Origin of the sequence: uncultured Brachyspira sp., from assembly GCF_949287625.1 — a bacterium.
In the GTDB taxonomy this organism is placed as follows: domain Bacteria; phylum Spirochaetota; class Brachyspiria; order Brachyspirales; family Brachyspiraceae; genus Brachyspira.
In genome coordinates, this window is record NZ_CASEGO010000106.1 from 1 (window position 1) to 21,820 (window position 21,820).

The window sequence follows — 21,820 nt, forward strand, 5'->3', positions numbered from 1 at the left end:
TATTCCTTTTTGTTTGTTGTGATAATTTAAATTATAAGGAATACCTCCTTTTTTTAAACTAAAACTGTGCAATATCTATGGCTCTTAAACAAAAAATATACGCTTTATTGCTTGACTTTTTTTTTATATCATGTTAGTATAAATACATAATTTCGAAACGAAAGGGCGATTAGCTCAGCTGGGAGAGCGGGTGCCTTACAAGCACTAGGTCGGCGGTTCGAGCCCGTCATCGCCCAATTTTCTATTTCTTTCCCATTTTATATTAATAAAACTTCCTATTAAAGATTACGTTTTTAACGATAATAAATTTGAATTAATTTTTAAAATATGTTAATATTTGGTGTTATGTTAACTAAAAATATATTATAGAGTTAGTAGAAAAATATTATGACCGTTTTACAATATGTATTAGTAATAGCTGCCATATTAGCGGCATTAGCACTTATAAGCTTTATTATAAAAGCTAGTTCTAAATACAAATTTATTATGATAGCATTTATTATAGTAATTGTTTCTTCTATTTCTGCTGTAGGTATTATATATATTAACAATACAAAAAGTATGATGCCTAATCTTTCTCTTAATTTAAAAGAACAAGAGCTTCAGGAGGAGAAAAAAAGAATAAGAAAAGATATTATTATAAGACCTGGTGCTTTAGAAACCATAGCTTTGCATTTGGCTTATTCAAACAGAATATCGCCTCCTATTATTAAAAATAGGGAACTTGGTTTTTATTTAGACGGTATATGGTTTAATTGGGCTAATGGTAAATTATTAACTGATGAAGATATGTCAAATCAGGATGCATATATACCTTTTGGTTTTTATCCTTATACTGTTGACGGAATGCCGGAACTTCAGGAAGAAACTCCAGAGAGAACTAAAGAGCTTCAGGACTATTATAAAAAAAGGGTAAATAATACAAAATATATTAATAATAAATTTTTAGACACTCTTTATGATGGTACTAATGAACGTTCTTTGGTGAAGCATATAAGCACAGAAAGCATATTAGGATATAAAGTAAGAGTGCATGACTATGTGTATGAACCTCTTTCTAATGTGAGTATAGAAGTAAAACTAATAGCACAAACTAATCAGGAAGCCAAAGAGTTTTTGGATTCATTAAAAATTGTAAGCGGATATGTTTGGAAAATTATTTCAAAAAGTGCAAGCAGAAGCTATCATAGTTACGGGGTTGCTTTTGATACTTTGCCTAAAAAAAATAATGGAAAGCAAATTTACTGGGCTTGGACTAGGGTTAATAATAAGGCTTGGTATGCTGTGCCTTATGAAAAGAGATGGCATCCTCCTAAATCTGTAGTAAAAACATTTGAGAAATATGGTTTTATATGGGGCGGAAAATGGCATAATTATGATACTATACATTTTGAGTACAGACCTGAACTTATTATATATAATAATCTTAAAAATGATGAAGATACTGCTTATGAACTTATAGAAAAATACGGTATATTCTAATTCTTAAATATTCTTAAAGAGTAATTACGACATGACTGACAGCATTATATTTAACGAAAATATAGAACAATTAAAAAAAAATAAATATAATTTTAGAGCCGTAACAAAATTAATTAATTATAATTCAGCAGATAATAAATACCAATTAAAACCTGCAAAAAATAATCTTTTCAGCGTCTTATATAATAATAAGCCTCTTACTTCAACTTATGCTCCTATGGAAGAGGCTAAAAGATTGATAAGTCAGTTTATTAAAGATAATAATGAACATATAGGCATATTTTTATCCATTGCTTCATTTTATCATATAGAATATTTTTTATCTTTAAATAAAAATAATAAAGCTATAATAATAGAAAAAGATATTGAGATAGTAAAACTTATATTAGAAAATATAAAAGAGAAAAATTTAGAAAACATTATAATAATATTAAACGAAGATATAGAAAGTATATATTCTTTTTTTAATTTTTATATGAATGAAAACGATGCAAAAAAGATCATATATATAAGACATGTAAGAGCTTCAAATATAGATGCTGAAAGTACTCAGTATTATGATGATGTTAATATATGTCTTGCAAATAGTATAAAAGAAAAATTAATGTCTCTAACTTCTAATTATTATTTTGCTCCTATATGGGCACGTAATATATTATACAACATGCATTTTAGCCAAGGATATTCTATAAAAACATATCATAATATTTTAAATAAAGATATTCCAGTACTTCTTGTATCTGCCGGAGCATCTATAGATAATTATATAGAAAAAATAAGAGAATTATCTAATACTCATTTTATTATAGCATTGTCTCATGCATTTAATACTTTGATAAAAAATAATATAAAACCAAATGCAGTAGTTTCTACAGACGGAGGTTTTTACTCTTCTATATATCTTACCGAGCTTCTTAAAAAAGAAAATAATGATATTAATATATTTACTACTCACAGTGCATATCCTTATCCTCTAACTCATATTGATGATGAGAGAATATTTTATTTTTCTCATGATGAAAGTCTTGAGAAAATACTTTATCCTATAAATGATGATATGGATAATAATTTTTATTTTTATATGGAGGGCAGTGTAGTAATGCCTGCTTTAAGAATAGCTTATATGCTTAATCCAAAATACATACTTCTTGCAGGATGCGATTTTTGTCATGCTGATGATAAAAGTCATTCATCATATTCAAATGCTTCTGCCTTCGATTATATAAACAGCTGCAAATTAAAAACTTTTGAAACTTATAAATATAAAAGACTTAATGATAATCAGAAGATTAAATGCTATGATAATATTTATAGAAATACATCTTCTTCGCTTTTAAGCTATAAAAATCATTTTGAAAACTTAGTTTTAGAAATTTCTAGTATGGCTGATATTTTTACTTTAACCAAAGAATCGGCTGAAATTAATAATGTAAAAATATATAATGAAAATAATATATTAAAAAATAATAATATTAAAAATATAAAAATAAAAAATTATATAAAAGAAAATATAGATAAAGATAATCTTATAAAAAAAATCAATGAGTTTATAGATGATATTAATAATAAAAATAATATATCAGAATTAGGTTATTTAATATCTCCTTTGCATATTGATAAATTTGAAAAATCTATGATAAGCTATGATGAATTAAAAGATTATTTTAATAAATGGTATAATGATATAAAAAAATTGATTTATTAGAGATGTATTTTATTTCTAATATTTCTTGATAAATTAACGAGAATATTATATATTAGTAAACATAATATATAGTTAAAATAAAAAAAACAGGAGGATATATGAAAAAAATAGTAATTATATTCATATCTTTGCTTATAATCAGTATTGAGCTTTTTCCTAAAGCTGTAACTACATATTATAATGATTGGAAAGTAAGAAAAATAACTTATGATAATACAGATACAAAAACTGTTACAATAACTATGAAAAGCAATAATGATTTTGAAATATATATAGCTTCAAGAGGAAATCAGCTTAGTATAAGTATTAATTGGTATAAAGATACTATAGATGAAAATGCTCCTATAGTAGAATATAGTTTTGATAATTCAGCGTATAATTCTGTAGAGCCTATTATGAGATCTTCAAGTGAAAATTTTGATATACTATATACAATATCTCCGTCTTTCGGAATTATTCAGGAAAAAGAAATTGTTGATTTTTTTAGAAAATTAATAAAAAGTAAGAGCCTAACTATAAGACCTAATAATTACGGAGAAAAGTACACTATTAATGTTACAGGTTTAAAAGATGCAATAGAAAAAACAGATTTCTCAGGTACTTTATTTGATAAATACAAAAATGAAATATTAAAATAATATATTAGACTTGTTTCAAAAGTACTTGACAATATTAACTTTAAAATTATTTAATCTTAAATCATAAAATACAATGTTTTATATGTTGTATAATTTCTTTTAGTATATAAAGATGCAGTCCTTTTGCTTCTCGCCGCAGGCGTACTTCGTATGGGTCACCACCGAGTAGGTGCCTAGACGGCAAAAAAAGTGGGGTGTGTGGCAAAGCCCCACTTATAAAACCAAAAATACTAAAAATTAGAATAGTGTAATTATCTATTGATTTAGTTTTGAAACAAGTCTATTAATATTTTTTATATGGTTTTAGCTTATTGATATTTATTTATATTTATGATAATATACCTATTATATGTATATAAAAAAAATAAAGGATAAATAAAAATGTTGAAATCTATTAATGTTGAAGAGGCTGTAAACTTAATAAAATCAAATGATGATATTCAGCTTATTGATGTAAGAAGCCAAATGGAAATTGATATGAGCGGAACTATAGAGGGCAGCATATTAGTGGATTTGAATGATGCTAAAAGCGAGAAACTAGTTAATAGTTTGGATAAAGAAAAAAAATATTTACTTTACTGTGCAAGCGGAAGCAGGTCTATCTTGCTTGGAATATATATGGATAAAAGCGGTTTTTTAAAAGTATATAATTTGAAGGATGCAGGATACGGTCAATTAGCCATTGCTTTAAAAGATATAGAAAAATGATATAAATAAAGTTTAAGCTATTTTTTATCAATTTTCTTTAAAAATGTTATATTTAAAAGGCAGTAATATTAAATTTGAAGGAAATATAATAAAAATGGTTTATGAAATATTTTCTAACAGACTCTCTATAGGCATTATATCATATGTAGTGTTTATTATATCAGCAAGCATGCATGAATATTCTCATGCCAAAACTGCATATACTCTAGGCGACAGAACAGCTATGAGGCTTGGAAGGCTTACAATTAATCCATTAGCACATCTTGATATATTGGGTTCTGTTCTTCTTCCTTTGATTGCAGCAGTTACGGGGATTCCAGTTATAGGCTGGATGAAGGCTGTACCTGTAAATCCCAATAATTTTAATAATTTTGAAAGAGATCAGGCATTAGTTTCATTTGCAGGTCCTTTTGCAAATCTTATTATAGCGACGGTATCATTCATTATAATAAAAATACTTACATTTACAGCAGACGGAACTTTTATAATATATAAAATTATGATGTTTTTAGAGCAGCATGATAATATGCTTACTAATATAATGCTTAATGCTTTGCCTATAATTTTAACTATGCTTTTCATGTTTTATATGATTAATATAATGCTTATGTTTTTCAATCTTTTGCCTTTCCCTCCATTAGACGGAGGCTGGATATTGAGATTTTTCTTATCGCCTAAAGGAAAAAATACTTATGATAAAATATATCCTTATGGTTTTTTGATTCTTTATGCTTTATTATTTGCTGGAATATTAAGAACTGTACTTGGCTTTATACAAACTGTTTCTCAGCATATGCTAGGAAAAAGTATTAATATTATATTTTCTATTTGATAGTTAATAATATTATTATTTATTTATTTTTCTTTTTGTTTTGTGACATGCCACCAGTCCCATTTAGGTGAATAGAACATGTATTCTATAGAAAAATCAAATGTAGATGTATTAGGGGCATATCCTTTACCCCATACCGCTTTATGATATGATACAGTCATATACAAAAAGTCTGATATTGTAGCTTTGAACTTTACAAAAGGTTCTAAATAAGTAAGCTCTGATTCTTTTGTATATGGAAATACATAAGTTACTCCAGTATACAATGTAATGAAAGGCGAAGTTATTATTTCAATACCCCCAACTATCTCTCCTGTTTTTAGTATATCTTCCAGAAGTTTATCTCTAGTATCAAATGTATAGGCAAATAAAAAATTAACAGGTATTACTTTAGGAATACCTGCAATCATTATTGTAGCGTATATATTTAGCGGATCTTTTAATTGTCCGTATAAGAAGTTATTTTTTCTAAAAGTATAACTTAATCCTACCTTAGCACCTATAGATAAATACCAGTCCAATAATGTAGCTTTTACAGAGGCATTAATAGAATCAAAACCGAACCAATCAGACATATTAGTGGCACTTGTTATATCATTTCTTGAGTCTTGTCTTTGATATATAAAGCTGGCAGATACATCTAATTCCAGATATTTTATAGGTCTTACGCTAAAATACGGCATAAATGTAAAATACATATCTCTTCGGCTGATATTGGCATTATAAGGGTCTAAAGTATATAATCTGGTATTGAACCAAGCATTATATTCAGAAAATATTCCGCCCATACCTGCAGAAAACATTTTATTTTTTTCTATAAGAGGTGATATATCAAAAGAAAAGTCATTCCTTCTTGCAAAAGATGTTTGAGAAAAACAGAATAATATAAACAATATAAAATATATAGCAGATAATCTATTTCTCATAAACTTTTGTCTGGAATTATTTTTTTAATAGTAAATCAAGGTTCTTTTCTATGCTGTATCTGTAGCGTAAATCAGTAACTAATATTTGATATTTTTGCTGAGTTTTAGCCTCTATTACCATAGTCTCTAAAGCCTTTTGAGCATCTGCATACGGAAGAGAGTCTATATTATACATTTTTCCATATTGTTCATAGGCTAAATTAATCTCTTCTTCTGTAGGTTTTGGAATTGTTGATCTTATAGTTTTATTTATATAATTAGCTGTAACGGCACTTCGTGTGAGGAAATTTTCTATAGCTTTAGCCTGCGGCGTATCATAAAATCCTGATTTTTTAGCCTCATACATCATAATTTCTCTTGCTACAAAAGCCTTAAACATACCGTCTCTTGCCTGTATTCTTAATGCGGCAGGTATATTTGCCCCAGCCTGTTTTATAGATTCATTAAACATATCATTAAACTCTGATAATGGAACAGTTTTATCATCTATCGTGATGCAGGGATCTGAAGTAACCGAATATTTCAAATTATAATTAGTTTTGGCAGAAGCTATAATTTTATCATATTCATTACGCATACGTTCCTGAAGTATTGTTGTTTCTATGTCCATAGCTACCTGCTCATATGTAACAGACCTTCCTACAGATGCCTGTATTCTTGCCTTATTGTCATTAAAGAATTTTCTTTTTTCAGCATCACTTACAACAGCAAAATCATCTGCAACTTTTTCCTGCATATAAAGCTGTGATAATTGATTATCTCTTTCTTTTGAGATTAGAGTTAAAACATCTTCATCTTTATCATATCCTTCTTCTGCTGCTTTCATATAAACAAGTTCCTGTTCTATAAGCTGAGATGCAAACTGCCAGAGCTGAAAATCATTTGTAAGCAGAAGCTCTGCTGCTTCAGCAGGGGCCCCTCTAAAAATCATAAGATTTGATATTTCAGACATACAGTCCTGAGCCGTCATTATTTTTTTTACATTACCCTGACCATCTTTTATTCTGATTACCCAATTAGTATCTTCAGAGTATAGTAATAGAGAAAAGAAAGTTATAGAAAAAAGTACGAAAAATATTTTTTTTATTATCATAATAAAGTCAAGTCCTATTAATTAAAAATCATCTTCATCATCTGTATAATCTTTTTTATTTTTACCGCTAAATAAATTAAATATAGATTTAAATATATTGATAATACTGAAATTATTAGCAAATTCTCTAGTCATTAGATTGAAGTTATTAACACTGCCTGATATATTATTAATTACATCATGAATATTATCTAAAGTACCCTTAGCTTTACTTGCACCTTCATCTGCCGTACTAGCTATACTATTAATTTTTTCACTAATAGATTCGATATTTTCTAAAATTCTGTCGAATCTATTAGTGAATCTAAAATAACCAGCAAGTAAAACAAAAAATATAGCCAACACCAATATAAGTGTAGCTATTGCTATAAAAGCTAAAGAGATAGCTATAACATTAATTTGAAATGTAATATCTTGCATAATTATTTATTATTCTTCTGTTTCTTCAGCAGTTCTTTTTTTTCTTTTTTCAAAAAAATCATTAGTTTTTTCTTTACCTTTTTCTACTAATTCTGAAGTTTTTAAAACACTTCTATGATAAATATCATCTACTTTATATTTGATATTATCCATAGTTTCTTTAATATCTTCTCTAGTTTCTTCACCTGCTTTTGGAGCAAACAATACACCTAATGCTATTCCAGTAGATAGACCTAGCAAAAAAGAAAACATAGCTGATACTTCTTTAGACATAATAATATCCTCCTAGTTACATAACTTGTTTTAATATTAAATTTAATTTACATTTTTGTCAACCAAATAAAAGGTTTTATAATGTTTATTTTTATAAAACTGATAAATACAGAAATAGTGATATTGTATTTTTGTATAAAAGTATTAATATGTAGTTTAAAATACAAAATAATATTATAAGAGGTTTTTTAATGGAGTTAAAAGTATTAAATAAACAGAATAATTCAAGAATGTGTCTTGTATGCGGATTTAAAAATGATTTAAGTTTGAAAGCTGAGTTTTATGAACTAGAAGATAAATCATTATGTGCTTTAGTAACATTTAAAGATGTTCATCAAGGCTATCCTTCAAGAGTTCATGGAGGAATACTAGCTGCTATTTTAGATGAAACTATAGGAAGAGCTATGATGCCTTATACAGGAGAAGATAAATGGGGCGTTACTATGACTCTTACTACAAAATATAAAAGACCAGTACCTATTAATGAACAAATTAGAATAATAGGAAAGATAACTTCAGGAGACGGAAGGATATTTGAAGGCGAAGGACATATACTTCTTAATGATGATAAAGTTGCTGTAACGGCTAAGGGAACATATATATGTATGGGGCTTGAAAAAATAGCGGAAATGGATCCTGATAATGAAGAGGATTGGTTTGTTGAAAAAAAAGAAACTGATCCTAAAATTATTAATCTGCCTTGAAGCATAATTTTGAATATCAATTTAATTATATAGCTTATGAGATTTTTTGTATATTTATGAATTAATATTATTTTATAATGAAAATTCAATAAAATAATTTTTATACTTTTTAGGCGGGAAAAGTTTATGAAAATATTTTTTATAAATTTATTCTAAATCCCCGCCCTCTAAATTTTTTTGTGTTTATTTGTGATAAGAATTCAATTTATTTTCATTGCTGAATGTGTAAAAAGGACGCCCACCCAAGCGTTTATTAAGTTTAGAAATTTATTTTAATTCCCCGCCCTTTAAATTTTTAGGCTTTACTCTGTTACAAGCACTTCATTTATTTTTATTGCTGAATGTCTAAAAAGGACGCCCGCCCAAGCGTTTATTAAGTTTAGAAATTTATTTTAATTCCCCACCCTTTAAATTTTTAGGCTTTACTCTGTTATAAGCACTTAATTTATTTTTATTGCTGAATGTGTAAAAAGCACACCCACCCAAGCGTTTATTAAATTTGCGGGCTTTAACAGCACGCGGTGAGCAGAATTCTGATTTATAGTAAGTGAATAATTATTAACTAGCCTATTTATAGAGCGTCTTCAACGCGTGGTGAAATAAGTTTATAGATATAAAAAACCTGCCTCATAGCTAACTACAAGACAGGCTTTTTATAATATTGATTGATTTAATTTATATTATTGCCAACCGCCACTAGTAGTGCCAAGTTTTAAAATCAATTTGAAACCGTCTGTCGCTACATAGCTTATAGCATTATCAAGCATATATCCGCTATTGTTAAGTTTTACAGTGATTGTAAGTGTTGCTTGCTTATTATTAGTATCTTTAACACCTTTAGCACTAAAGAAAAAACCTGTTCCTTTAGCTTGAGAAAAAATAGCACTTTCAGCATCACTAACATTATACGCATTATCTCCAGTAGCACTTGTACCTTTAGATGTAAATCCTGCAGTTTGATTTAGTTTAAACAGAGATAAATCAAATTTCAATGCAGGTGTTGTGCTTACAACTAGATTTCCTTTTCCTGCATCGCCGCTTTCTACATTTTTCATTGCTGTTTCTATATCATTTTGATCTATTATACCTATATTAGCAACATATAATGTACCATCAGATGCAGCTGTTTTATTGTCTGATGTTCTTGTGAATAAGAATGTAAATGTATACTGATATACTTCTCCAACTGTTGCTGTTTTTACTTTTTCTATTCCTGATGCAGATAATTTTATTCCTATATCATTTGCTGTTGATGATACTGTAGAAGTTGTTAATTCAAAATCTGCAGGCTCTAATGATACTCCTCCTGATACAGCTGTAACTTTACTTATCTCAACTTTAGTCTCTTGTCCTGGATAACATTTAATTTTTCCTTCTTTTATTAAAGAAGGACTTTCTGATGAAGTTCCTATTGTTTTCTCTTCCCTTGTTCCATAAGAATCAATATTAACAGAAAATTCTCCTTGAGTTGGATTTGTAGGGGAATCATTCTTGCTTCCGCAGCTTACTGCAAAAATTACTGCTGTGAGGCATAAAATAATTTTGATAACCGCTTTTTTCATTTTGGCTTCTCCTTAAATATTTTTTATTTATAACAATTAAAGATTTTTTATCTTTAATAAGTTATCAAAGATATAAAATGTATTTTGAGTAAAAATTAAAAAGGTATTAATTAGATTTTTTAATTTGTTAATTTGTTAATTTTCTTTATTTGTGCAATGCGAAAAGAAATATGATGTATTATTAAGTTATATAGATTGTGTATTGATTTTTTTGATAGTTTAGTGAATAGTTATTGCTGTATGCTGTATGCTGTATGCTGTATGCTGTATGCTGTATGCTGTATGCTGTATGCTGTATGCTGTATGCTGTATGCTGTATGCTGTATGCTGTATATGCATATTAATTATTCCCCCATCTAAATACATATTAAATTAATAAATAAAATTGTCAATATTTATTAAATAATATTTGTATTTTTTTACAATAAAAACTAATAAAATTATTGTTTTTTATTTGAAACATAATAATATTAAAGATATATAATTTTTCTTATGTTATTTTTACTTTTTTCCGATAAACTATTATAGTAGTATTTTTTAAGGTAATGACGTATGAAACATAGAATATTATTACTTTTATTTATAATTATCAGCTGTTCTAATATATTTGCCCAAGATGATAACTTTTTGGATACAATTATGTTGGATCAAATTAAAAGAGTTTATCCTAATGATAATGTGGTAGCTCCGTCTAGTTATGTTATCAGTATGAACTTTGATTTAAATAGATATAGATTAAATGAACCTATAACTATGGAAATAAAGATATACGCTAAAAAAGGAACTGTAAGTTTTACAAACTCTATTAATCCTTTCAATAATTATAGCTTTACAGTTTATGATAATTACAATAATCCAGTAGTATCATCAGATAATTATACTTTATGGAAATATAAAAACGAAAGAACTTTAGATTCTTCCAAAGACAGAGTGGTAACTCTTAATGAAGGAGAGAGTTTTTCATATTATATAGATTTAAACAATTGGTTTTATTTCAATAAGACTGGAAGATACAGAGTAGAATGCAGTTTTAACCCTATGCCTGAAATAAGCGATAATTTTTCTATGAAAGCTGATACTGCTTATTTCACATTAGGAAGTGCCAGAACTTATAATGAACAGGGAAATACAGCTCAGTATAATGTTGTGACTAATATTTCGCAGTTAGAACAATTCTCGCCTTACAGTGTTGTATCTAATACTTTATTTTCTATGAAAAATAGAGATTGGACTAATTATTTCAGATATATGCATATGCCTTCTATAATAAGTATAAGCCAAAGATATTATGAAGCATACAGAAGTAATTACAGCAATAGTTATCTTGAAGACTTTACCGATACTGGAGTACGACAAAAAGCCAGAACATTGAGCTTTGAATCATTTTTAAGAAATCAGTTTTCTGACAGCATAAGTGCTAATATGCTAAGAACTAATTTTGGAAATAACTTCTTAAATAATTTAGAGATGGCTTATAAATCAAGTAATATAAGAGAGCTTGCCATAAGATTTGATATTCTTTATAGAACTTCTCTGCCTGAGGATAGAAAAGTATTATTTGAAGAGTTCAAAAAATATTTGGCTTCAGCTTATGACAGACAGGTAAGAAATAGTTTTACAGCAGAACTTCAAAGAGATATAATAGCTACTAAAGATGCGAAATTAAAAAATCATTATACTGCTATTTTGAATATGATTAGAAATGAATATGATCCTGCTGTAAATTATACTCTTATCAACTATACTATCGATAAAATAACAATTACTCAGGATTATGGTTTGCCTAGAGCAGAAATTGAAACAAGACTTTATCATAGATATTTTAATGCTGATACTGGAGATGTTTATGATCCTGTTGTAAGAAGAACTTTTATATTAAGACAGATGGGACAATATTGGTATATAGTTAATTATTATGATACTGTTGTAAATTAAAGAATATTTTATAAAGAAAATAATTACAAAAAGAAGCAGTAATATTTTATTTCTGCTTCTTTTATTTTTCATATAATGTACTGTTTATGTAAAAATAATATTGATTTTTTGTAAACTTTATGCTATCTTAAAATTATTATTTGAGGATATTTATTATGCTTAATAAGAAAAAGTTAGTTTTGATGATGAAATTTCTCATTCCATTTGCTGTATTATTAATAATTATGTATTTTGTTATATCCTTTGTATATAGAAATATTTATATAAATTCATTTGTACAAAATAAAACATTTAAAGCTATAAGTATACATGATTTGATAGAAGCAAAATTAAGCAAAGTCAATAATGTAATTGATGTATTAGATTCTTATTTGCAGATTCCAAATCTTCCTTATGAATATTTCGGATATTCTGTAACAAATATATCAAAATTGAGTGATGACTATTTGAATATCTATTTTGGAGAAACAATTCCGTATTCAAAAGGCGGTATTTTTATAAATTCATTAGAACCTTTTTCACTAGATTATGATCAGACTTCAAGAGGCTGGTATAAATCTGCTATAACTAATAATAGAAAGGTTTATATAACTGATCCTTATGTAGATTATGCTACAGATAAAATATGTATAACTTTTGCCAAAGCTGTATATACTAATAATAATCAATTAAAAGGAGTTGTCGCTATAGATTTCTCTAAAATGAATGATATAGTTCAAAATGTTATTTATGAAGAAAATGTTAATTTAGTAACAGTAAATGGTATGTTTATTAATAATACAGATGAAAATAAAGTATTAAATGAAAATCAGAAAATATTTGATGATGCTAATTTCCAGAATATAAGGACGTATATAGAAAATAGCGGAAATTACACTAATATATCTAAAAATAATTGGTATATAGTAAAAAATTTAAAAACTGTACCTTGGAGTATAGTTCTTTATGGGGATTTATCATATGTAAAAGATCAATTATTCACACTTATGGTACTTTTACTTTTTGTTATGCTTGTTATTATGATATTAGAAACATCACTTGTTATTGTAATAGTAAATCCTATTTCTTCTTCTTTGGAGGATGCAATAAAACATATAAAAATGATGAATGAAGGTTATTTTAATAGTAAATTTGATGAGAAGATGCTTTCTAAAAGTGATCAAACAGCTGATCTATATAAAAACATAAAAAGTATGCAGGATAATATAGGAAAAATAGTTTATAATCTAAAAGAAAATATAAATAACATAAATAGTTCTGTTGATACCATAACTTACGGCAGTAATAATCTATCTGACAGAACTATATCGCAGGCATCATCATTAGAAGAATTATCAGCTTCTGCAGAGAGTTTATCAGTTTCTTTGAAAAATACTTCTAGTAATACAGAAAATGCTAAAAATATGAGTTTAGAAGTTTCCGATTCTACTTTAACAGGGGTTAATGCAGTTAACATTATTGCAAATAATATGACAGAAATTTCTGATTCCAGCAAAAAAATATCAGAGATAACAAAACTTATTCAGTCTATAGCATTTCAAACCAATATACTAGCTCTTAATGCCTCAGTTGAGGCAGCACGTGCAGGGGATCAGGGTAAAGGTTTTGCCGTTGTAGCAAGTGAGGTACGTTCTCTTGCCCAAACTGTTAATGAAGCTGCTAATAATATTACATCTATAGTAAATGAAAGTATTGATAAAATAAAACATGGTAATGAATCAGTTGCTCATTCTATAGAAATATTAAATAATATATCTTCATCTGCCAGAAATGTTGCTGATATTCTGACAGAAATAAGTACAACTGCTATTAAAGAACAAAACAGTATAATGCAGATAAATGAGGCACTCAATTCATTAAACTCAATTACTCAGGAAAACTCATCTATAGCTCAGGATAGTGCTAATTCCAGTAATGAAGTAAAAACTATGACAGAAGATATAGTAAAAGATATAAACTACTTTAAGTTTGATTCTAAATAAAACAAATTTATTTTTGAAGCTATTGCAAAAAGACTAATTTTGTATTATAATACATTTTCACTATACAATAATGATAATATTTTATTTTTAATGGAGAAGCAAAATGAAAAAAGATATACACCCTCAGTACTTTGAAACAGATGTAAACTGTGCCTGCGGAGCTAATTTTAAAATACATTCCGTACAAAAAAGTTTACACGTAGATATTTGTCATAACTGCCACCCTTTCTTTACAGGTAAGCAGAAAATTCTTGATACAGCTGGAAGAGTTGATAAATTTAAAAAACGTTATGGCTTAAAAAAATAATTTATGAAGCGAAACCGTTCGTCTAAAAATAAAACTATAATTTTAGATGAAAATGATGCAGAAAAATTTTCTCAGCGTTTAATTTCTTTAAAAGAAAAAACTAGTCTTGATTCAATTCTTAACAAGACAATTTATAATGATTTTTTTGAGTCTATAAATTATCTTCCTGATAATTTTATAGACTTAGCTATTATAGACCCGCCTTATAATTTAAATAAAGATTTCGGAAATCTTAACTTTAGAAAAAAATCGGATAATGATTATAGTCAGTATATAGATTCTTTTATAAGTTTGATTATACCTCATCTTAAAAAAACAGCTTCTATATATGTGTGCTGCGATTTATTTTCAAGTTCTGCTGTATATGATGTGCTTAGTAAATACTTTATTGTACGAAATAGAATTACTTGGCAGAGAGAAAAGGGAAGAGGGGCTCAGTTTAATTGGAAAAATGCTTTAGAAGATATATGGTTTGCCACAGTATCTAATAATTATTATTTTAATATAGATGCTGTAAAGATGAAAAGAAGAGTAATAGCTCCCTACAGAGAAGAGGGTAAACCAAAAGATTGGCATGAAACTGAGAAGGGGAAATTTAGATTAACTCACCCTTCCAATTTTTGGGACGATATAAGTGTGCCTTATTGGTCTATGGCTGAAAATACTACGCATCCAACTCAAAAGCCTGAAAAATTAATAGCAAAATTGATACTGGCAAGCTCAAAAGAAGATGATATAGTCTTTGATCCGTTTGTAGGAAGCGGTACAACTGCTGTAGTGGCAAATAAATTAAATAGAAAATATGTATCTATAGAAATGGATAAATACTATGCTTTGCTTACCGAGTATAGGTTAGAAAAATCAAATATTGATAAAAATATTCAGGGATTTGCTGATGGAGTATTTTGGGAAAGAAATACTTATTCATATTTAAAATCATTAATGACAAAAAGCAAAAAAGATAACATTTGATAAAAATATTAGCTTCAATCTTATAATATTTAGGAGTTTATACAATATGAAATTTATAATTGAAAATAGAGTATTTGAAACTTTAAATAATCTTTGTGTTGCTGTAATTGCAGCTAAAAATATTGATAATACTAAAAAGATAGATGATATATCCTCTATGCTTGAAGAGAATATTTTGAATACTGAAAAAGATTTTGATAATATAAAGGTAAAAGAAAGCGAATATATTAAATGTTATAGAGATGCTTTTCAAAAACTTAATATTAATCCCAATAAATTTATGTGTTCAATAGAGGCATTGCTTACTAGAATATCAAAAAAGAAAGGAATGCCTCATATAAATTCTGTTGTTGATTTGGTAAATGCTGTATCAATAAAATATAAACTTCCTATGGGGGCACATGATTTGGATTCTATGAAAGAGGATTTTTATATAAGATACTCAAAAAAAGGAGATATTTTTATTCCTTTTGGAGAGACTGAAAGCGAAGAAGTTGATGAGAATGAATTAGTATATGTTTCTTCTAATGATGTAAGAACTAGAAGATGGATATGGAGACAAAGCGAACATGGAAAAATTGTTGAAACTTCTTCAAATATAATATTTCCTATAGATGCTTTTATAGGTATTAATGATGATAGGGCTGTCAGTGCCAGAGATGAACTTAGTTCTTTACTTTCTAAATTCTTTAACTGCACTTTAGAAGTGGGAATGATTAATGCAGAGAATAATTATATAGAGTTTTAATTAAAAAATGATTGTACTGTTTGGTTTTTAAGTATTAATTAAATATTTATAGATAGTAGAACTAAAAAATTTTAAATTGTGTGAAATGAATATAAATGCTTGGTACTTATATTTTTTATTCATCAGAAATAAAAGCACCAAGCATTTTTTATTTACTCTCTATTTTATTAATCCAATATCTTTTCTGTAATATTTATCTTTAAAATCTATTTTCTCTATATCTTCATAAGTAAGTTTTCTAGCCTCTTCTAAAGTGTCAGCAATATTAACAACATTAAGAACGCGTCCGCCGTCAGTAACAATATTATTATTTTCATCTATTTTAGCACCTGCAATAAAACATTGTCCTTTTATGTTTTCAATGCCTTCTATTTTGTATCCCTTATTATAACTAGCAGGGTATCCTCCCGATGCCATTACTACACAGCATGCATGTTTATTTTTCCATTTTATATTTAAACTTGATAAATCTCTTTTCATAGCTGATTCTATAATAGACAAATAATCAGTATCTAAAAGCTGAAGTACTGCCTGAGTTTCAGGATCTCCCATTCTCATATTATATTCAAGCAAATATACACCTTTTTTTGTTATCATAATCCCAAAAAATATAATTCCTGCAAATGACATTTTTTCAGCCTTTATTCCTTTAAGTGTAGGCTCTAATATATCTTTTATAAATAACTCTTCCGCTTCTTTTGTGTAGTATGGATTAGGTGCTATAACGCCCATTCCTCCAGTATTGTTTCCAGTATCATTATCACCTATTTTTTTATGATCTTTAGCAGATATAAAAGGTATTATAACATTGCTGTCAGTTACTGAAAGTATAGATGCCTCAACACCTTCTAAAAACTTTTCTATTACAATTTCATCTCCAGCTTCTTTAAATATTTTTTTAATCATTATATCTTCTAAAGCATTTTGAGCCTCTTTTTTATCTTGGCATATCAAAACGCCTTTACCCAAAGCAAGTCCGCTCGCCTTTATAACTATAGGATAACTGCATTTATTTAAATATTCATTTGCTTTATTATAATCATTAAATGTTTCATATTCTGCAGTTTTTATACCATATTTTTTCATGAAATTTTTTGAATACGCTTTAGAGCCTTCAAGTATGGCAGCATGTTTATTAGGTCCGAATATTTTAAGTCCGTTTTCTTCAAATTTATCAACTATTCCGTATACGAGCATCTCTTCACTTCCTACAATAGTTAAATCAATACTTTCTTTTTTGGCAAAATTTAATATTTCATCTATAGTAGAAATTTTTACATTTTTACATTTTTTTTCTCTATGAGTTCCAGCATTTCCTAAAGCACAATATATTTTTGACACTCTATCATTTTTACTTAAATTATTACAAATGGCATGCTCTCTGGCACCTGATCCTATAACTAATATTTTCATGTTTTTTCCTTAATTTTTTATTTTTATAAAAACTATTTTCTATAAAATATATAGATATTTTTTATTATAACTTTTCTACTTCCTCTATACTCAAACCTGTATTATTACTGATAAACTTAATATCTAAACCAGATTTTTTAAGACTTTTAGCTATACTTAAAGCTTTATTTTTTTCACCCTTTTCTATACCTTGTTCTATCCCCTCTTTTATTCCCTCTTTTATTCCTTCCTCTCTCTCCCTCTTTAACATCAAAGTTTGTCCATATAGAAAAGCATCTCTAGCATTATAAATTTCCATTTCTTCTTTACTTGATATAAATCTTTCATATTTATCTATTACTTTAGGCATAATATCATTGACCTCCTTTAATTTTTCTTTAACTTTTTTATTTAAATCCTTAACTGTAAAAAACTCTATCCAAGATAATATCTTATTTCTCTTGATATCATCTATATTTGAATTATTAAGAACCTTTATAAATCTTGGTACTTCTATTATATGCATTTGCATCACATCTAATGATACCTTATGATTTTCAGCATCTATTAATTTAAAACATCTGTGTGCCTTACCTTCATCATAAAAGTCCATATTAAAATTCACAAAATTAATACTTATTACCTGACTAATAATATCATAAGATTCATTTTCATTTAATTCACTAACAATATTTTTTGATATATAATAAAATATTCTTTTTACAAAATCTATATTTCCAGATAATTGTATTTCTATAATAATTTTCTTATTGTCTTTAGTAATTGCTTTAATATCAAGAACAGATTCTTTAAGATTAATATTTTCAGGAAGATTATGAGGATTAATTATTTCTAAATTATGTACTTCTTGAAAGCCTGAATCTCTAAGAACGCAATTAACTATATTTTCAAGTATATCTTCATTTCCAATAGAGCCTAAAAGATAACGCACAAAATAATCATTCATTCTGTTAATATTTCTCATATAAAAATTATAACAAAAAGGATAATAAAAGTAAATATTTCTAAATATAATAAACTATAAGTTATATAAAACTATATTATTTTTATTCTTTACATTTTTGCTTATTACATTATAATAGAAGAAATCATAAAAAATTAGGATAAACCTATGAATCTTAAAGAATATATGAATGTAAGACTTAAAGATATTAATACAGCTATTGAAAATATATTTGATAAAAGCGGTATTGAATTAGAAAATAGTTTTATAGAAATGCTTAAATATCCTCTTGATGCTGGCGGTAAAAGATTAAGACCTATACTTAGCTGTTTGGCATGCGAACTTTTTGAAGGCGATTATAAAAAAGCTATAATACCTGCTGTATCATTAGAGATTATACATACATATTCTTTGGTTCATGATGATTTGCCTGCTATGGATAATGATGATTTAAGACGCGGCAAACCTACAACGCATGTTAAATATGGTGAGGCTAATGCTATACTTGTAGGTGATGGGCTTTTAACTCATGCTTTTCAATTACTCTCTAAAGCAGATGTTAAAGACAGTACTTTAAGAAAACTTTTATTTGAATTAAGCTATGCTGCTGGAATTAATGGAATGGTTATGGGGCAGTTTATAGATTTATATTATGAAGAGAAAGATATTAATTTTGATATGCTTAAAGTTCTTCATGCTAAAAAAACGGGTGCTATGATTAGAGGAGCTGTAAGACTTGGAGGCATTTCTTCTGAAAATGATAATGATATAGAAAATATAACAAAATACGGTGAGGCTGTAGGGCTTGCTTTTCAAATACAGGACGATATACTTGATGTTATTTCCGACAATGAAACTTTGGGTAAAACCGTAGGTAAAGATGAAAAAGAAGGAAAACTTACTTATGTTAAGCAGTTCGGACTTGAAGGAGCTAAAAAAGAGGCTAAAAAAGTAACAGAAAAAGCTATTGAGTATTTGAAACCTTATAAAGATGGTGAAGCTAAAAATATTTTAATAGAATTAGCAAACTATATAATAGAGAGAAAATCTTAAAAATATTTAAATAAAATACATTTTATTAAGTTCTTTGTATAACTCTCAGATAACAAAATAATAAAAATAAAATTTATATAATACATTATGAACGAAATCAGAAAAATTAATTTAGAAGCTATAAATAAAAATATCAAAGCATATCCTTATGACTTTATTAATATTCTTAATAATGCAAAACAATCAGATATCACTTTAGAGGTAATAGAAACGAAATCTCAAAAACCATCTGCTAAAGTTATAAAGAATGGAAAGCAGATACTTCTTCATAGTGCTTATGACCCGATAAAAGAAGCTAATACTTTAATAAAAGAAATTGAAAATGATGAAGATTTGGATTTGGTATTTATATTCGGCATTGGGGCTGGATATTTGATTAATGCTGTAAAAAAACTTAATGTTGCCATTGCTGTAATAGAGCCTGATATAAATTTCTTCAGCACTTTGATAGATAATTTTAGATTAGATAAAATACTTGAAGACAGTAAAATAACTTTTTTTATAGGCTCAAATGATGATGAGGATATAGAGAAGTTTATATCTATAACTACAACAAAAAAAGTAAAGTTTTTTGTTACAAGGTCTTATACATCGCTATTTGCTGAAGAAGCTATGCATTATCAAAGTAAAGTTCTTTCTGTAGTAGATAAAAAAATAATAAATATAAATACAATTTCAAGATTTGACAAACTATGGGCTTATAATATAGCTTCCAATGCTGTTGAAATAGCCACTCATTACGGGGTTAATAGATTTTTTGATAAGTATAAAAATATTCCTGCAGTTATAGTATCAGCTGGACCTTCGCTTGAAAAAAATATAAGAAAATTAAAAGAGATGAAAAATAAAGCCATTATAATAGCAGTTGATACTGCAATGAAGCCCTTATCATCACATGGCATATCTCCTCATTTTGTTATAACTATTGATCCTCAAAAGAAAAACTCTAAATATTTTAGAAATATTCATTTTGAAGATACAGTCTTAATAGCAGAGTCATCAGTTGACCATGAAGCCATAGCATCATTTAATGGGTCAATATACTTTATAGATTCTATATTTCCATTAGCAAAATACTTTATGAAGCCATTAGGAAAAAGAGGAGACATTACTATGGGCGGAAGTGTTTCTACTGCGGCATATGATTTTGCTGTGAGAATTGGTGCTAATCCTATAATAATGGTTGGACTTGATTTATCTTTTCCTAATCATCAGACACATATAAAAGGAAGCTACCATGAAGAAAATTTCTTTACTGAGATAGGAAAGCTAGATTCTTATGACAGCAGAATATATAAAGTTCTTGTTGCTGGTAATCTAAGAGAAGAGAAAAACATATATGGAGAGAGTGTATTTACTGATTCAAGATTTGATATGTACAGAAACTGGTATGAAGCTCAATGTGCAAGTAACAGTAATATAAAATTCTATAATGCCACAGAGGGCGGTGTTATAATAAAGGCAATGGAGAATATCACTCTTCAGGAACTCATTGATAAGTTTGATAATATTAACATACAAATAGATAAAAATGATAGAAATATAGAAGATAAAAATAAAATACTTGAGAGTTTAAAAAGCGGTTTAATAAATATAGATAAAGAAATAATATCGTTAAAACCATATACAGAAGATGCTATTAATTTATGCTATACAATAAATGATGAGCTTTCAAGACACAGAAAAGTAGACAAACTTATTTCAAAACTAGATGAGGCTGATATAAAAATACTTAATATAAGTAAAGTTAATGAGTTTTTGGGTATTACTATGCAGAAAACTATTAAGACTATAACAGAAGGTTTTGAGTTTAAAGATGAAACTATGCATAAATCTATAGTAAGTTCTTTTAAATTATACGAAGCTATGAAAGACAGCATTGATTTTAATCATTATATAATAGAACGTGCTTTGATAAAGATAAATAAGGAATTAGAATAAAATTATAAATTGAATATATACCTAAACTGATATAGTTTGTAAAAAATAAATTTTTAAATTTTATATTTGTGGGGAGGACTAGCCCTGCGAAGCACACAGTCATGCCAGCCCCCGCTTCTTTTGTGACGCTGTCCGCCTGTGGCGTGCGGCGAGAAAAAGAACAACAAAAAAATTGACAAACTT

The 21,820-nt window shown here is 27.4% G+C and carries 20 protein-coding genes and 1 tRNA gene; 14 read left to right on the forward strand and 7 right to left on the reverse strand.

Annotated elements, in window-relative coordinates; genetic code table 11:
• Nucleotides 1-163 precede the first annotated feature (163 nt).
• The 6 genes from Q1X91_RS13050 (at nt 164) to Q1X91_RS13075 (ending at nt 5,365) form a co-directional block, all read left to right on the forward strand.
• Nucleotides 164-236, forward strand: a tRNA-Val gene (locus Q1X91_RS13050).
• Between the two features lie 151 nt (nt 237-387).
• Nucleotides 388-1,482, forward strand: coding sequence for a M15 family metallopeptidase (locus Q1X91_RS13055; protein WP_300758377.1), 1,095 nt, complete (start codon nt 388-390; stop codon nt 1,480-1,482).
• Between the two features lie 31 nt (nt 1,483-1,513).
• Entirely contained in the window at nt 1,514-3,187 is a 1,674-nt protein-coding gene (locus Q1X91_RS13060) for a 6-hydroxymethylpterin diphosphokinase MptE-like protein (RefSeq protein WP_300758380.1), read from the forward strand.
• Between the two features lie 98 nt (nt 3,188-3,285).
• Nucleotides 3,286-3,825, forward strand: a complete 540-nt coding sequence (locus Q1X91_RS13065; protein ID WP_300758383.1) for a hypothetical protein — start codon at nt 3,286-3,288, stop codon at nt 3,823-3,825.
• Nucleotides 3,826-4,206: 381 nt separating this feature from the next.
• Nucleotides 4,207-4,533, forward strand: a complete 327-nt coding sequence (locus tag Q1X91_RS13070; protein ID WP_300758385.1) for a rhodanese-like domain-containing protein — start codon at nt 4,207-4,209, stop codon at nt 4,531-4,533.
• A 94-nt stretch (nt 4,534-4,627) separates the two neighbouring features.
• Nucleotides 4,628-5,365: a site-2 protease family protein gene (locus tag Q1X91_RS13075; protein WP_300758389.1), complete on the forward strand. Its 738-nt coding sequence runs from the start codon at nt 4,628-4,630 to the stop codon at nt 5,363-5,365.
• A gap of 23 nt (nt 5,366-5,388) precedes the next feature.
• On the opposite strand, the gene Q1X91_RS13080 is transcribed toward Q1X91_RS13075, so the two are convergent.
• Genes Q1X91_RS13080 through Q1X91_RS13095 form a run of 4 tightly spaced genes read right to left on the reverse strand, consistent with a single transcriptional unit; the run spans nt 5,389 to nt 8,077 of the window.
• Nucleotides 5,389-6,291 carry a hypothetical protein gene (locus tag Q1X91_RS13080; protein ID WP_300758391.1) on the reverse strand — a complete coding sequence of 301 codons (903 nt, stop codon included), beginning with the start codon at nt 6,289-6,291 and terminating at the stop codon, nt 5,389-5,391.
• A 16-nt stretch (nt 6,292-6,307) separates the two neighbouring features.
• Nucleotides 6,308-7,384 (reverse strand): peptidylprolyl isomerase, encoded by a 1,077-nt coding sequence (locus Q1X91_RS13085; RefSeq protein ID WP_300758394.1) that lies wholly within the window; start codon nt 7,382-7,384, stop codon nt 6,308-6,310.
• 21 nt (nt 7,385-7,405) lie between these two features.
• The gene (locus tag Q1X91_RS13090) at nt 7,406-7,804 is read right to left on the reverse strand and encodes a DUF948 domain-containing protein (protein ID WP_300758397.1); all 399 of its coding nucleotides are present in this window, start codon (nt 7,802-7,804) and stop codon (nt 7,406-7,408) included.
• A 9-nt stretch (nt 7,805-7,813) separates the two neighbouring features.
• Complete coding sequence (locus tag Q1X91_RS13095; protein ID WP_300758400.1) at nt 7,814-8,077, reverse strand: YtxH domain-containing protein; 264 nt, start codon at nt 8,075-8,077, stop codon at nt 7,814-7,816.
• Nucleotides 8,078-8,268: 191 nt separating this feature from the next.
• Here Q1X91_RS13095 and Q1X91_RS13100 point away from each other — a divergent pair, with 191 nt between their 5' ends.
• Nucleotides 8,269-8,781, forward strand: a complete 513-nt coding sequence (locus Q1X91_RS13100) for a PaaI family thioesterase (protein ID WP_300758403.1) — start codon at nt 8,269-8,271, stop codon at nt 8,779-8,781.
• Nucleotides 8,782-9,461: 680 nt separating this feature from the next.
• On the opposite strand, the gene Q1X91_RS13105 is transcribed toward Q1X91_RS13100, so the two are convergent.
• Nucleotides 9,462-10,343, reverse strand: coding sequence for a hypothetical protein (locus Q1X91_RS13105; RefSeq protein WP_300758405.1), 882 nt, complete (start codon nt 10,341-10,343; stop codon nt 9,462-9,464).
• Nucleotides 10,344-10,895: 552 nt separating this feature from the next.
• Between Q1X91_RS13105 and Q1X91_RS13110 the strand changes: the two genes are divergently transcribed.
• The 5 genes from Q1X91_RS13110 (at nt 10,896) to Q1X91_RS13130 (ending at nt 16,287) form a co-directional block, all read left to right on the forward strand.
• Nucleotides 10,896-12,278: a hypothetical protein gene (locus Q1X91_RS13110; protein WP_300758408.1), complete on the forward strand. Its 1,383-nt coding sequence runs from the start codon at nt 10,896-10,898 to the stop codon at nt 12,276-12,278.
• Nucleotides 12,279-12,433: 155 nt separating this feature from the next.
• Nucleotides 12,434-14,260 carry a methyl-accepting chemotaxis protein gene (locus Q1X91_RS13115; protein ID WP_300758411.1) on the forward strand — a complete coding sequence of 609 codons (1,827 nt, stop codon included), beginning with the start codon at nt 12,434-12,436 and terminating at the stop codon, nt 14,258-14,260.
• Between the two features lie 103 nt (nt 14,261-14,363).
• Nucleotides 14,364-14,567 carry a 50S ribosomal protein L31 gene (gene rpmE / locus Q1X91_RS13120; protein ID WP_020004042.1) on the forward strand — a complete coding sequence of 68 codons (204 nt, stop codon included), beginning with the start codon at nt 14,364-14,366 and terminating at the stop codon, nt 14,565-14,567.
• Nucleotides 14,568-14,570: 3 nt separating this feature from the next.
• Nucleotides 14,571-15,539, forward strand: coding sequence for a site-specific DNA-methyltransferase (locus Q1X91_RS13125; RefSeq protein WP_300758414.1), 969 nt, complete (start codon nt 14,571-14,573; stop codon nt 15,537-15,539).
• Nucleotides 15,540-15,585: 46 nt separating this feature from the next.
• On the forward strand, nt 15,586-16,287 hold the full coding sequence (locus Q1X91_RS13130; RefSeq protein ID WP_300758416.1) for a phenylalanine--tRNA ligase beta subunit-related protein: 702 nt from the start codon (nt 15,586-15,588) through the stop codon (nt 16,285-16,287).
• A 159-nt stretch (nt 16,288-16,446) separates the two neighbouring features.
• On the opposite strand, the gene purD is transcribed toward Q1X91_RS13130, so the two are convergent.
• Both purD and Q1X91_RS13140 read right to left on the reverse strand, forming a co-directional pair.
• Nucleotides 16,447-17,700 carry a phosphoribosylamine--glycine ligase gene (purD, locus tag Q1X91_RS13135; protein ID WP_300758419.1) on the reverse strand — a complete coding sequence of 418 codons (1,254 nt, stop codon included), beginning with the start codon at nt 17,698-17,700 and terminating at the stop codon, nt 16,447-16,449.
• Between the two features lie 64 nt (nt 17,701-17,764).
• Nucleotides 17,765-18,664, reverse strand: a complete 900-nt coding sequence (locus tag Q1X91_RS13140; protein ID WP_300758422.1) for an Rpn family recombination-promoting nuclease/putative transposase — start codon at nt 18,662-18,664, stop codon at nt 17,765-17,767.
• Between the two features lie 147 nt (nt 18,665-18,811).
• Between Q1X91_RS13140 and Q1X91_RS13145 the strand changes: the two genes are divergently transcribed.
• Together Q1X91_RS13145 and Q1X91_RS13150 are read left to right on the forward strand one after the other, a co-directional pair.
• Entirely contained in the window at nt 18,812-19,696 is an 885-nt protein-coding gene (locus tag Q1X91_RS13145; protein ID WP_300758425.1) for a polyprenyl synthetase family protein, read from the forward strand.
• Between the two features lie 87 nt (nt 19,697-19,783).
• On the forward strand, nt 19,784-21,637 hold the full coding sequence (locus Q1X91_RS13150; protein WP_300758428.1) for a 6-hydroxymethylpterin diphosphokinase MptE-like protein: 1,854 nt from the start codon (nt 19,784-19,786) through the stop codon (nt 21,635-21,637).
• The last annotated feature ends 183 nt before the right edge of the window (nt 21,638-21,820 follow it).